Origin of the sequence: Pseudomonas sp. GD04158, from assembly GCF_029834875.1 — a bacterium.
Lineage (GTDB): Bacteria > Pseudomonadota > Gammaproteobacteria > Pseudomonadales > Pseudomonadaceae > Aquipseudomonas > Aquipseudomonas hydrolytica.
Map to the genome: position 1 here is coordinate 1 of NZ_JAODYT010000024.1, position 12,910 is coordinate 12,910.

Annotated in this window: 12 protein-coding genes; 11 read left to right on the plus strand and 1 reads right to left on the minus strand. The window is 66.2% G+C overall.

The genetic code is table 11. From position 1 onward, the window contains the following. The coding region (locus tag N7333_RS11390; RefSeq protein ID WP_279858859.1) for a tellurite resistance TerB family protein at positions 1-532 on the plus strand (532 nt) is incomplete at its 5' end. Between the two features lie 8 nt (positions 533-540). On the opposite strand, the gene N7333_RS11395 is transcribed toward N7333_RS11390, so the two are convergent. Further along, positions 541-2,316, minus strand: coding sequence for a SulP family inorganic anion transporter (locus N7333_RS11395; protein ID WP_129481696.1), 1,776 nt, complete (start codon positions 2,314-2,316; stop codon positions 541-543). Positions 2,317-2,498: 182 nt separating this feature from the next. Between N7333_RS11395 and N7333_RS11400 the strand changes: the two genes are divergently transcribed. The 10 genes from N7333_RS11400 to N7333_RS11445 all read left to right on the plus strand — a co-directional run bounded on the left by N7333_RS11400 (position 2,499) and on the right by N7333_RS11445 (position 12,843). After that, on the plus strand, positions 2,499-4,160 hold the full coding sequence (locus N7333_RS11400) for a GMC family oxidoreductase N-terminal domain-containing protein (protein WP_129481695.1): 1,662 nt from the start codon (positions 2,499-2,501) through the stop codon (positions 4,158-4,160). 77 nt (positions 4,161-4,237) lie between these two features. Next, positions 4,238-5,173, plus strand: coding sequence for an autotransporter outer membrane beta-barrel domain-containing protein (locus tag N7333_RS11405; protein WP_129481694.1), 936 nt, complete (start codon positions 4,238-4,240; stop codon positions 5,171-5,173). 178 nt (positions 5,174-5,351) lie between these two features. Continuing rightward, positions 5,352-6,447, plus strand: a protein-coding gene (prfB, locus tag N7333_RS11410; protein WP_096827723.1) for a peptide chain release factor 2 whose coding sequence is annotated in 2 segments (ribosomal slippage) — positions 5,352-5,423 and positions 5,425-6,447 — 1,095 coding nt in all. Because the reading frame shifts where the segments join, the coding sequence is not laid out codon by codon here. Positions 6,448-6,519: 72 nt separating this feature from the next. Then, positions 6,520-8,037, plus strand: a complete 1,518-nt coding sequence (gene lysS, locus N7333_RS11415; RefSeq protein WP_003246102.1) for a lysine--tRNA ligase — start codon at positions 6,520-6,522, stop codon at positions 8,035-8,037. Between the two features lie 169 nt (positions 8,038-8,206). Then, positions 8,207-8,920, plus strand: coding sequence for a TetR family transcriptional regulator (locus N7333_RS11420; protein ID WP_003246101.1), 714 nt, complete (start codon positions 8,207-8,209; stop codon positions 8,918-8,920). Between the two features lie 43 nt (positions 8,921-8,963). Then, positions 8,964-9,515 (plus strand): hypothetical protein, encoded by a 552-nt coding sequence (locus N7333_RS11425; protein WP_003246099.1) that lies wholly within the window; start codon positions 8,964-8,966, stop codon positions 9,513-9,515. A gap of 8 nt (positions 9,516-9,523) precedes the next feature. Next, positions 9,524-10,813, plus strand: coding sequence for a flavohemoglobin expression-modulating QEGLA motif protein (locus N7333_RS11430; protein ID WP_003246097.1), 1,290 nt, complete (start codon positions 9,524-9,526; stop codon positions 10,811-10,813). Positions 10,814-10,893: 80 nt separating this feature from the next. Then, complete coding sequence (locus tag N7333_RS11435) at positions 10,894-11,640, plus strand: TIGR00266 family protein (RefSeq protein WP_003246096.1); 747 nt, start codon at positions 10,894-10,896, stop codon at positions 11,638-11,640. Beyond that, positions 11,630-12,523: an alpha/beta hydrolase gene (locus N7333_RS11440; protein ID WP_129481693.1), complete on the plus strand. Its 894-nt coding sequence runs from the start codon at positions 11,630-11,632 to the stop codon at positions 12,521-12,523. Before N7333_RS11435 ends, N7333_RS11440 begins: the two co-directional genes overlap by 11 nt. Further along, positions 12,520-12,843: a hypothetical protein gene (locus tag N7333_RS11445; RefSeq protein WP_003246093.1), complete on the plus strand. Its 324-nt coding sequence runs from the start codon at positions 12,520-12,522 to the stop codon at positions 12,841-12,843. Before N7333_RS11440 ends, N7333_RS11445 begins: the two co-directional genes overlap by 4 nt. Positions 12,844-12,910: the final 67 nt, after the last annotated feature.

A 12,910-nucleotide genomic window follows, 5' to 3' on the forward strand; every position in this document is an offset into this window, starting at 1 on the left:
CAGCAAGAAGGCGCGCAAGATGGGCGGCAAGGCGCTGACCTATGGCGGCCTGGCTGCGCTCGGCGTGATGGCCTACAAGGCCTACGGCAACTGGCAGGCGCAGCAGGCCCTGCAGGGCGGCGCGCAGCCGGTGGAACCGCAGACCCTGGACCGTCTGCCGGCGCCGCAGGCCGAGCAGCACAGCCGCGCCATTCTCAAGGCACTGGTGGCGGCGGCCAAGGCCGATGGCCATGTCGATGATCGTGAGCGCCAGTTGATCGAGGAGGAGCTGGGCAAGCTGGCGCAGGACGCCGAGCTGCAAGCCTGGCTGCACGCCGAGCTGAACAAGCCATTGGACCCGGCCGACGTGGCGCGTGCCGCCAGCACGCCGGAAATGGCTGCGGAAATGTACCTGGCCAGCGTGCTGATGGTGGACGAGGAGCACTTCATGGAGCGCGCCTACCTCGAAGAGCTGGCGCGGCAGCTGCAGCTGGCGCCGGCGCTGAAGAGCGAGCTGGAGGCCCAGGTGCGTCTGGAGGCGGCGCGCGTCTGAGCCCGTCCTCAGTCGGCGTGCCAGCTCCGGCCTTGTGGTGGCGCCTCGCCGGACCAGTCGATGCCGTGGTCGGCCAGGTAGGCATCGACGGCGGCACCCACCGTGGGCTGGATGCGTTGCTCGCCGTGCTCGCGCAGCAGGCCGAAGCGGCGCAGCTTGTCCTTGACCGGGCCCTTGACCTCGGCGAAATGCAGCTCGATCCCAGCATCGGCCAGCATCTGCTCCAGCTCGGCGAGCATGTCGGCGGAGGTCACGTCGATGCTGGTCACCGGTTCGGCCGTCACCACCAGGCGGCGCACCGGCGTCGGTGACTGGGCGATGGCCTTGAGCACGCACTGCTGAAACTGTTCGGCATTGGCGAAGAACAGCGGTGCGTCCCAGCGAAACAGCACCAGGCCGGGCACCAGGCGGGCCTCGGGGTGACGCTCGATATCGTGGAAGCCGCGAATGCCGTCGACCTGGCCAAGCACCGCATAGTAGGGGCGCCAGCCGTCCCAGAGAAATTCGATCACCGCCAGCAGCACGGCGATGCCGATGCCGGGGATGGCGCCGAAGGTGGCCACGCCGGCGAAACAGGCCATCGACAGCCAGAACTCCCACTGCTGCACGCGGAAGATGCGCTTGAGGTCGGCGATCTCGAACAGGCCGATCACCGCGGCGATCACCACGGCTGCCAGGGCGCTGGCCGGCAGGTACTGCATCAGGTTCGGGGCGGCGATCAGCAGTCCGGCCACTGCCAGGGCACCGACCACGCCGGTCAGCTGCGTCTGCGCCCCGGCGGCCTCGGCCACCGGTGTACGCGAGGCGCTGCTGCTGACGGGAAAACCCTGAAAGAAGCCGCCAATCAGATTGGCTGCGCCCAGGCCGACCATTTCCTGGTTGGGGTCGACGTAGCGCCCGCTGCGCGCGGCATAGGTGCGCGACAGCACGCTGGTGTCGGCGAAGGCCACCAGCGCCGCCGCCACGCCGCCCAGCACCACGCTGGCCAGATCGACGCCGCTGAGCCAGGGCAGGGTGAAGCTCGGCAGGCCCTGAGGCAGCTCGCCCAGTGTCGCGACGCCGTGCTGGCTCAGGTCCAGCAGGTCCACCGCCAGGGTCGCGAGCGTGACCGCGATGAGGATGCCGGGCAGTCGCCGGAAGCGCCTGAGTGCGAGGATCAGCGCCAGGGTACCGCCACCGACGATGAAGCTGGGCCAGTTGACCAGGCCAGCCAGCAGGGCGTTGGCGATGGCCCAGATGTCCTGCACCGACCCCTGGCTGTCGATGGAAAAGCCGAACAGCTTGGGCGTCTGGCTGATCACCACGCTCAGGGCGATGCCGTTCATGTAGCCGTAGCGGATCGGCTTGGACAGCAGTTCGGTGATGAAGCCCAGGCGCAGCAGGCCCGCGACGATGCAGGTGAGCCCGGCCACCACCGCCATCATGCTGGCCAGGATCACTGCGCGCATCGGCTCGCCGCCCGACAGGGGCAGCACCACGGCGAGAATCACGGCGGTGAGCGCCGAGTCCGGGCCGAGCACCAGAATCCGGCTGGGGCCGAACAGGGCGTAGGCCAGCAGCGGCACCATGGTCGCGTACAGGCCGTAGATGCCCGGTACCCCCGAGGCTTCCGCGTAGGCGATGCCCACCGGCACCAGCATGGCGGTCAGCACCAGCCCGGCGGCGAGATCCTTGGGCAGCCAGGCCATCTGGTAGTGCCTGAGCACCAGCAGGCCGGGCAGCCAGCGCTGCCAGCCGCGAGGCTGTTCGACGACGGGGAGCGGCTTGGGTGGCGTGGACGGCATCGCAGCGGGCTCTGGGGGGACATCGCTAGTGTAACGACAAGGCCGAGCGGTTGGATCGCCCGCGCCGCAGCGATCATGCACGCATCATTCAGGGCCCTTATGTCCGACCAAAAGATCATTCTGCCTTCGCATGTCGCCGGCTAGTCTCTGAGTCTGGATACCCGAGCCTTGCGAGGACGCTCATGGCGCAGACGCCCCTGGACAGTTATGACTACCTGATCGTCGGAGCAGGCCCGGCCGGTTGCCTGTTGGCCAATCGCCTGTCTGCCGACCCCGGCGTCAGCGTACTGCTGATCGAGGCCGGTGGGCGCGACAACTACCCCTGGATCCATATTCCCGTCGGTTACCTCTATTGCATCGGCAACCCGCGTACCGACTGGTGCTACAACACCGAGGCCGACCCCGGCCTGCACGGGCGCGCGCTGAAGTACCCGCGCGGCAGGGTGCTCGGCGGCTGCTCGTCGATCAACGGCATGATCTACATGCGTGGCCAGGCGGCCGATTACGACGGTTGGGCGGCGGCCGGCAATCCCGGTTGGGCCTGGCGTGACGTGCTGCCGCTGTTCAAGCGATCGGAAAATCACTTTGCCGGCGCCAGCGACCTGCATGGCGGCGATGGCGAGTGGCGGGTCGAGCGCCAGCGCCTGTCCTGGGACATTCTCGAAGCCTTCCGTGAGGCGGCGGCGCAGAGCGGCATCGCCCGCATCGATGACTTCAATGGCGGCGACAACGAGGGCTGCAGCTACTTTCAGGTCAACCAGAAGCGCGGCGTGCGCTGGAACGCCTCCAAGGCCTTTCTCCGCGATATTCGCCAGCGTCCTAACCTGCGGGTGCTGACCGGCGCCGAAGCCGAGCGCCTGGAGCTGGAGGGCGGCCGCGCCAGTGCGCTGTGGCTGCGCTGGCAGGGGCGGGCGCTACGGGTGGCGGCGCGCCGCGAGATCGTTCTCTGCGCCGGGGCCATCGGCTCGCCGGCCTTGCTGCAGCGTTCCGGTATCGGCCCGCGGCCGCTGCTCGAACGCCTCGGCATCGGGGTGAAGCACGAGCTGCCAGGCGTCGGCGAGAACCTGCAGGATCACCTGCAATTGCGCCTGATCTACCGCGTCGAGGGGGTGAAGACGCTCAATCGCATCGTCGCCACGCCCTGGGGCAAGCTGGGCATGGGCCTGGAATACCTGCTCAAGCGCAGTGGGCCGCTGTCCATGGCGCCCAGTCAGTTGGGCGCCTTCGCCAAGTCCGACCCCGGCCAGGCGCGTGCCAACCTGCAGTATCACGTGCAGCCGCTGTCGCTGGAGCGCTTTGGCGAGCCCCTGCACGATTTCCCGGCCTTTACCGCCTCGGTGTGCAACCTGCGCCCGCACAGTCGTGGTCGTGTCGCGATCACCTCTGTGGACGCAGCAGTCGCGCCTTCGATCCAGCCCAACTACCTGAGCGACGAGCGCGACCTGCAGGTGGCCGCCGATGCCATCCGCCTGACCCGGCGCATCGTCGCCGCACCTGCGCTGGCCGGCTACCGGCCGCAGGAGTACAAGCCCGGGCCGGATTACCAGAGCGAGGCCGATCTGCAGCGCGCTGCGGGGGAGATCGGCACCACCATCTTCCATCCGGTCGGCACCTGCGCCATGGGACAGGGGCAGGGCGCGGTGGTCGATGCCCGCCTGCGCGTGCAAGGCATCGCCGGGTTGCGGGTGGTCGATGCCTCCATCATGCCGACCATCACCTCCGGCAATACCTGCTCGCCGGTACTGATGATCGCGGAGAAGGCGGCGCAGATGATCGCCGCCGATGCACGCGCGGCGATAAGCAGGGTGTCGCAGCGCGAGCCTGGTTGCGCGGTGAGCGCGTGACCGGTCGAGCCGAGCCTTGGCGGGCGAGGCGACAGCTGTGCTCTGGTAGCATTGGGCGTCGATGACTGGAGACGAACATGGCTCTGCGTGTAGCGCTGATCGGGTTGGGCTTGCTGCAGGTCGCTACGGGCATCGTAGCTGGCGACCTGGCGCTGGACCAGCGCGCCTTGCTCCTGGAGGACAGCCGCTTGCCGCGTGAGGCGGCCCTGGATCGTCTGCAGCAGGTGCGCTTCGCCTTTCGCGAGGCGGCGCCTGAGGCCGGCGAGTGGCCGCTGTGGTCGCGTACCTACGGTATCCAGGGGAGCTGGGACGACGCCGGCCTCGAGCGCCGCGGCGAGGGGCTGCTGATGGGGATGGATCGTGCGCTGGGTGGGCAGTGGATCGGCGGTGTGCTGGGTGGAGTGGCGCGTGCCCGGCTGGATCATGATCAGGGTCATGGCCGCACCGACAGTCATTACCTTGGGGTCTACGCCGCGACGCGGGTATACAACCAGTTGGGGTTTCGGCTCGGGGTGCTGCACGGCTGGCATGAGCTGGAACGGCGCGATGGCGCGCGCAGTTGGCAGCTGTTTGGCGAAAGCAGTTACGCCCTGGACTATCGCGATTTCACCTTGGAGCCATTTGCCGGCCTGGCGTTCGTGCATCTGGATGCCGACGCCCGGCGTTTCGACGGACTGCGCCTGGCGGCAGCGCACGAGCAGGCCGGTTACCTGACGCTTGGCTGGCGTCTGGCCGCGCCCTGGTACTGGCAGCAGCGCAAGTGGGTAGGGCGTGCCAGTCTGGCGCTGCGGCAGAACCTGGGCAGCGACCGCTTGCGTGACGAGGCGATCGACGGCCAGGGCGCACCCCAGCAGTTGCACAGTCGTGAGTTCGAGCGCAGCAGCCTGCGTCTCGACCTGAGCCTGGATCATGAACTCAGCCGCAGTCTCTACCTAGGCCTGACCTATGCGGGCCATTACGCCGAAGACGCGCGCGACAACGCCCTGGCAGCACGCCTGAGCCTGAAGTTCTGAGCGCGCCCCGCCGGTCATCCAGCGGGCTGCCAGGGGGCTTCGAGTCGGGTATACTCGCCGGCTTTTCAGAAACTTTGCGGTCACGGCTCTTGCCGTGCTCGGCCAGGGCAGCGCATCAGCCGCTCGGGCGAGCCGGATTGGGCTGTTTCGCGTCTATTGCCCGAGAGTGCTGCCCACCATGGAAATCAATCCGATCCTCAACAGCATCAAGGACCTGTCCGAACGTACCCAGTCAATTCGGGGGTATCTTTGACTACGATCACAAGCATGATCGTTTGGTCGAAGTAAACCGCGAGCTGGAAGACGCCAGCGTCTGGAACAAGCCCGAGTATGCCCAAGCCCTGGGCCGCGAGCGCGCCATGCTGGCGCAGATCGTCGAAACCATCGACGACCTCACCGGCAGCCTGGCCGATTCCAGGGACCTGCTGGAAATGGCCGCCGAAGAGAACGACGAAGGTGCGGTGAACGACATCGTCGCCGAAGTCGAGCGCCTGCGCGAGATCCTCGAGAAGCTGGAGTTCCGCCGCATGTTCAGCGGCGAGATGGACCCGAACAACTGCTACTTGGACATCCAGGCCGGCTCCGGTGGTACCGAAGCGCAGGACTGGGCCAACATCCTGCTGCGCATGTACCTGCGCTGGGCCGACAAGCGTGGCTTCGACGCCACCATTATCGAGCTGTCCGAAGGTGAAGTCGCCGGCATCAAGGGCGCCACCGTGCACATCAAGGGCGAGTACGCCTTCGGCTGGCTGCGCACCGAGATCGGCGTGCACCGCCTGGTGCGCAAGAGTCCGTTCGACTCCGGCGCCCGTCGCCACACCTCGTTCTCGGCGGTGTTCGTGTCCCCCGAGATCGACGACAAGGTGGAGATCGAGATCAACCCGGCCGACCTGCGCATCGACACCTACCGCTCCTCCGGCGCCGGTGGTCAGCACGTCAACACCACCGATTCGGCGGTGCGTATCACCCACGTGCCGACCAACACCGTGGTCGCCTGCCAGAACGAACGTTCCCAGCACGCCAACAAGGACACCGCGATGAAGATGCTGCGGGCCAAGTTGTACGAGCTGGAAATGCAGAAGCGCAACGCCGCCTCGCAGGCGCTGGAAGACTCCAAGTCGGATATCGGCTGGGGGCATCAGATCCGCTCCTACGTGCTCGATGACTCGCGCATCAAGGACCTGCGTACCGGTGTCGAGCGTAGCGACTGCCAGAAGGTCCTCGATGGCGACCTCGACGGCTACCTCGAGGCTAGCCTGAAACAGGGCCTGTAACCCTTACCCTGTAGGAGTCCGCCGGCTCCTACCAAACCCCATTTGCATTTACGCGTCAGGCAGATAACGACCATGAGCGACCAACAACTCGACCAGCCCAGCCTCAGCCACGAAGAGCGTCAGCACGAAGAAAACAAGCTGATCGCCCAGCGCAAGGAAAAGCTTGCCGCCGTGCGTGAGCAGGGCATTGCCTTCCCCAACGATTTCCGTCGCGACAGCCTGTGCGGCGAGCTGCAGAAACAGTACGAGGGCAAGAGCAAGGAAGAGCTGGAGGCCGCTGCCATCCCGGTCAAGATCGCCGGACGCATCATGCTCAACCGCGGCGCCTTCATGGTCCTGCAGGACACCTCCGGGCGCCTGCAGGTGTACGTTGACCGCAAGGGCCTGCCGGCCGAAACCCTGGAAGCGATCAAGACCTGGGACCTGGGCGACATCATCGCCGCCGAAGGCACCCTGGCGCGTTCCGGCAAGGGCGACCTGTACGTGAACATGACCAGCGTGCGCCTGCTGACCAAGTCGCTGCGCCCGCTGCCGGACAAGCACCACGGCCTGACCGACACCGAGCAGCGCTACCGTCAGCGTTACGTCGACCTGATCGTCAACGAGGAAACCCGCCACACCTTCCGCGTACGTTCGCAGGTGATCGCGCACATCCGCCGTTTCCTCAACGAGCGCGGCTTCCTCGAAGTGGAAACCCCGATGCTGCAGACCATTCCCGGCGGCGCGGCGGCCAAGCCCTTCGAGACCCATCACAACGCCCTGGACATGCAGATGTTCCTGCGCATCGCCCCGGAGCTGTACCTCAAGCGGCTTGTTGTTGGTGGTTTTGAAAAAGTGTTCGAGATCAACCGCAACTTCCGTAACGAAGGCGTCTCGACCCGGCACAACCCCGAGTTCACCATGCTCGAGTTCTACCAGGCCTACGCCGACTACCGCGACAACATGGACCTGACCGAGGAGCTGTTCCGCGAGCTGGCCCTGGCGGTGCTGGGCACCACCGACGTGCCCTACGGCGACAAGGTGTTCCATTTCGGCGAGCCCTTCGTGCGCCTGTCGGTGTACGACTCCATCCTCAAGTACAACCCGGACATCAGCGAAGCCGACCTCAATGACGTCGACAAGGCCCGCGCCATCGCCAAGAAGGCCGGCGCCAAGGTGCTTGGCCACGAAGGCCTGGGCAAGCTGCAGGTGATGATTTTCGAGGAGCTGGTGGAGAGCAAGCTGGAGCAGCCGCACTTCATCACCGAGTACCCCTTCGAGGTCTCGCCGCTGGCGCGTCGCAACGACCAGAACCCGGCCGTCACCGACCGCTTCGAGCTGTTCATCGGCGGCCGCGAGATCGCCAACGCCTATTCCGAGCTCAATGACGCCGAGGATCAGGCCGAGCGTTTCCACGCCCAGGTGGCCGAGAAGGACGCCGGCGACGACGAGGCCATGCACTTCGACGCCGACTTCGTGCGCGCCCTGGAATACGGCATGCCGCCCACCGCCGGTGAGGGCATCGGCATCGACCGTCTGGTGATGCTGCTGACCAACTCGCCGTCGATCCGCGACGTCATCCTGTTCCCGCACATGCGTCCGCAGGCCTGATGCCAGACAGAAAAGCCGCCCTCGGGCGGCTTTTTGCTGACTGGGCGCAGGATGCCCAAGCGCGCCGGCAGCCTTCGCTGCGCAACATTCATGGTGCTGGACGCTTTTGGTGGAGCGGTGAACCCATTACTCTCCCTGCCATGACCCGAACGTAGAGGATCGACCTGCCGTGACTTCCGTGCCTGCCTCTCCGAATGCCACCCAGGCGGCCACCGCCGTCGCCGAAAGCGTCCAGTATCAGGGCCGCAAGGCCAGCCGTCAGGGCAGCGAGCAGCGTCGCCAGGCGATCCTCGACGCCGCCATGCGCATCATCGTGCGTGAGGGCGTGCGCGCCGTGCGCCATCGCGCCGTGGCAGCCGAGGCGCAGGTGCCGCTGTCGGCCACCACCTACTACTTCAAGGATATCGATGACCTGATCACCGATACCTTCGCCCAGTTCGTCGAGCGCAGCGCCGCGCACATGGCGGCCTTCTGGGCCAGCACCCAGGGCCTGCTGGAAGAACTGGTGGGGCGTCTCGACGGCAGCGAGGCCGCGCGCCGGCAACTGGCCGACGAGATCGCCGGGCTGGCGGTGCAGTACGTGCAGCGGCAGTTGCGCGAGCGCCGCGATCACCTGATCGCCGAGCAGGCCTTCCAGCAGGAGGCGCTGCTCAATCCGCGTCTGCGCGACCTGGTACGCGCCCATCGGCAGATCCTGCAGCAGGGCGTCACCCACTTCTTCGAGGTGCTCGGCTCACGCCAACCGGAGCAGGATGCCGTGCTGTTGACGGCCGCCATCGTGCGGATGGAGTATCAGGGCCTGCTGGACGGTGTCGAGCACCTGGACAGCGAGGGAATGCTGGCCATCCTTAAACGCTACATGAACCTGGTTCTGGGGTTGTAAACCGCCGGCTACGCCGCCGAGCGGTCTTCACAAGGAGAGCGAAATGAAAGCCTGGCGCGTACTGGTCGCCTTGTCCTTCCTGCTGTTGAGTGGTTGTCTGGTTACTTTCAAGGACCCGATCCCGGCCAACGAAGCCGCGCCGATTCCGCTGCTGGGCGAATGGACCCGCCAGGACGAGTGGGGCGATCAGCTCTATCTGGAAATCACCCGTGCCGGCTCCAACCTGTACCAGGCGCGCGTCTACGAAGGCAGCCCGGACAACCTCGACAGCCTCGAGGAGTTCGGTTTCACCGTGGCCCATCATGGCCGCCGCTGGTACCTGTCGGCCGGTCTGCCGAAGAGCCTGGGCGCCAACTTCGCCATCGCCGGTTTCGAGCTGACCAAGAGCAACGAACTGGTGCTGTACAACCTCGACAGCGAGCGCATCCTGCAGGACATGGAAAAGGGCCTGCTGGAGGGCGAAACCGTCGACATGCCCGAAGGTGACGGCGCACTCATCACCAGCCCGCTGGACAAGGTATTCGCCTATCTTGACGACCCGGCCAACGCCGACCTGTTCGTCGAGGTGGCGCGCTATCAGCGGGCCGCCGAGTAGGAACTGCCATGAACAGCCAGCAGAAACTGGACGACTATCAGCTCTGTATCCGTGCCCTGAGCGACCGCATCGTCGAGGCGCAGAACCCCATTCGCGTGCTCGATGCGGTGAAGTGGGACGACGGCATCCGCGACGCCTTTCTCAAGGCCAAGGGCAAGCAGCCGCCGGCGGTGGACCGCGACTACTACCTGAGCCGGCCGCTGGCCTTCGACGCGCAAGCGAAGAAGCTCGAGTTCCAGAACATCGAGCGCGACATCACCCGCCAGCTCGGCCAGTTCAACCCGGTCGGGCAGATCATGCGGCGCATGTGCAAGGAATACCGCATGGTCATCCGCATGCTCGAGGCGCGCGGCACCGAGGACTTCGGCCTGATCAGCCAGGAGCTCTACGGCGCGGCCTCCGATGCCTTCCATGCCGGTGACCCGACCCTGGCCGATCTCGGCCTGATGCTCTCGGACTACCTCAACAACATCGCCGCCCGCGGCGATCTGGAAGACGAGCCCAAGATCCTCGGCGCCAGTGATGCGGTGAACATCCTGCAGCAGCGTCTGGCCGGGGTGTTCGGCGATGACACCATCCGCGTGTTCGAGTCCGACGGCATCCTCGCCGACGCCGCGGCGGGCGCCGACTACATCAAGATTCGCAGCGACGCGCGCTTCAACGAGCGCGACGTCAAGGCGCTGGAAGTGCACGAGGGCCTGGTGCATGTGGGCACCACGCTCAACGGGCTGAACCAGCCGATCTGCACCTTCCTGGCCAAGGGCCCACCCTCGTCCACCGTGACCCAGGAAGGCCTGGCGATCCTGATGGAAGTGATCGCCTTCGCCTCCTATCCGACCCGTCTGCGCAAGCTGACCAACCGCACCCGCGCCATCCACATGGCTGAGGAGGGGGCGGATTTCCTCGAGGTGTTCGAGTTCTTCCGCGAGCAGGGCTATGGCCTGGAAGGCGGCTACAGCAACGCCAGCCGGGTGTTTCGCGGCTCGCTGCCCAATGGCCTGCCATTCACCAAGGACCTGTCGTACCTCAAGGGTTTCATCCTCATCTACAACTACATCCAGCTGGCGGTGCGCAAGGGCAAGCTGGAGCAGATCCCGCTGCTGTTCTGCGGCAAGACCACCCTGGAAGACATGCGCACCCTGCGCAAGCTGGTGGACGAGGGCCTGGTGCTGCCGCCCAAGTACCTGCCGCCGCAGTTCCAGGACATGAACGCGCTGTCGGCCTGGATGTGCTTCTCCAACTTCCTCAACCATCTGAGCCTGGACCGCATCGAAGCCGACTACGCCAATATCCTCTAGAGCCGCCGTAGGGTGCGCCGTGCGCACCACTGGTTCAGCGCCAGGCCTACCCCGCCGTGGCCCATCCCGGAGACCAGCCCGTGCCCAGCCATCAACTCGACTACGAAATCCTCGGCGCCTCGGCGCAATCGGTAGAGATCGTCCTCGACCCCGGCGAGACGGTGATCGCCGAGGCTGGGGCGATGAACTACATGACCGACGGCGTGCGTTTCGAAACGCGCATGGGCGACGGCTCCTCCAGCGGTCTGCTGGGCAAGCTGTGGAGCGCCGGCAAGCGCATGCTTACCGGCGAATCGCTGTTCATGACCCATTTCAGCAATGGCGGGAAGACCCAGGCGCGGGTCGCCTTCGCCGCGCCCTATCCCGGCACCGTGGTGCCCATCGACCTGGCGCAGGTCGGCGGACGGCTGATCTGCCAGAAGGATGCCTTTCTCTGCGCCGCTCATGGCACCAGCATCGGCATCAGCTTCGCCAAGCGCATCGGTGCCGGCTTCTTCGGTGGCGAGGGTTTCATCCTGCAGAAACTCGAAGGCGACGGCCTGGCCTTCGTGCATGCCGGCGGCACGGTGATCCGCAAGGAGCTGAACAACGAGACCCTGCGCCTGGACACCGGTTGCCTGGTGGCCTTCAGCAGCGGTATCGACTACGACATCGCCCTGGCTGGCGGCCTCAAGAGCATGCTGTTCGGCGGTGAGGGGCTGCTGCTGACCACGCTCAAGGGCACCGGCACGGTATGGATCCAGAGCCTGCCGTTCTCGCGCCTGGCCGAGCGGGTGTATGCCGCGACCGTCCAGGCCCGCGAAGAGGTGCGTGCCGGTGGCAAGTAAGCTGCGCGCCGTCACGTTGCTGATCGTCAGCCTGTGGCTGGGCGGCTGCAGCGGCCTGCTGTTCTACCCCGAGCCGGGCTTGCCCTTCACCCCCGAGCGGGCCGGGCTGGAGTACCGCGACATCGACCTGCGGGCCGCCGATGGCACCCGTCTGCATGCCTGGTGGTTGCCGGCCAAGCCGGGGGTGGAGCTGAAAGGCACGGTGCTGCACCTGCATGGCAACGGCGGCAACCTGGCCTGGCACCTGGGCGGCGCCTACTGGTTGCCGGAACAGGGTTATCAGGTGCTGATGCTGGACTACCGCGGTTATGGGTTGTCCGAGGGCAAGCCCAGTCTGCCGGCGGTGTACCAGGACATCGATGCCGCCTTCGCCTGGCTCGAGCAGGCCCCCGAGGTGCAGGGCAAACCGCTGATCCTGCTCGGCCAGAGCCTCGGCGGTGCGCTGGCGGTGCACTACCTGGCGCAGCACCCGCAGCGTCGCGAGGCCTTGCAGTCCATGGTGCTCGATGGCGTGCCGGCCAGCTATCGCAGCGTCGCCCGGCATGCCCTGAGCAGCTCCTGGCTGACCTGGCCGCTGCAGGTGCCGCTGTCCTGGCTGGTGCCGGACGGCGACAGCGCCATCCACGGCATCGCCGGGCTCGAGGGGCTGCCGCTGCTGATCTACCACAGTGTTGACGACGCCGTGGTACCCCTGTCCAATGGCCGCCGTTTGTATCAAGCTGCGCGCCCGCCGCGAGCCTTTAAGGCGACCCGTGGCGGGCACGTGCAAACCTTCGCCGAGCCAGCCTGGCGCCAGCTTATGCTGGAGTTCGTCAGTGCGCCCCTGGCCTTCGTCCAGCGCCAGGGGGCGGCCAACGAATCCGCAACTGAGAGTCCGCAATGACCGAACGTGACCCCATTCCCCTGATCCTCACCGGCATCGCCAGCATCGTCGGCACCATCGGTGTGCTCTGGTATTACGGCTACCTGCACTTCGCCAAACCGGAAGATGCCTTGCTGCTGTCCGATTTCACCATGCTCAAGACCATTCCCGGCGAGGACTACAAGGTTTCGCTGAAACCGGCCAACCAGGTGGCGCAATGCATCGATGGCGTGCTGGTGCTGTTCGACATGCAGCAGAAAGGGCTGACCGGCGTGCTGGTGGACAACAAGAAACAGGCCGTGCGCTGCCTGGGTCAGGAAACGCCGCAGCTGGAGCAGTAAGGCCACGCGCTTGCGTCGTGCGCACCTAAAAAAGAAACCCGCCATCAGGCGGGTTTCTTCATTGCAG

Excerpts from the sequence above, each read along its gene's own strand:
- N7333_RS11425 (WP_003246099.1), top strand. The coding sequence starts at position 8,964 with ATGAAAGCCTGGCGCGTACTGGTCGCCTTGTCCTTCCTGCTGTTGAGT.
- N7333_RS11445 (WP_003246093.1), top strand. The coding sequence starts at position 12,520 with ATGACCGAACGTGACCCCATTCCCCTGATCCTCACCGGCATCGCCAGC.
- N7333_RS11405 (WP_129481694.1), top strand. The coding sequence starts at position 4,238 with ATGGCTCTGCGTGTAGCGCTGATCGGGTTGGGCTTGCTGCAGGTCGCT.
- N7333_RS11430 (WP_003246097.1), top strand. The coding sequence starts at position 9,524 with ATGAACAGCCAGCAGAAACTGGACGACTATCAGCTCTGTATCCGTGCC.
- N7333_RS11395 (WP_129481696.1), bottom strand. The coding sequence starts at position 2,316 with ATGCCGTCCACGCCACCCAAGCCGCTCCCCGTCGTCGAACAGCCTCGC.
- N7333_RS11400 (WP_129481695.1), top strand. The coding sequence starts at position 2,499 with ATGGCGCAGACGCCCCTGGACAGTTATGACTACCTGATCGTCGGAGCA.
- lysS (WP_003246102.1), top strand. The coding sequence starts at position 6,520 with ATGAGCGACCAACAACTCGACCAGCCCAGCCTCAGCCACGAAGAGCGT.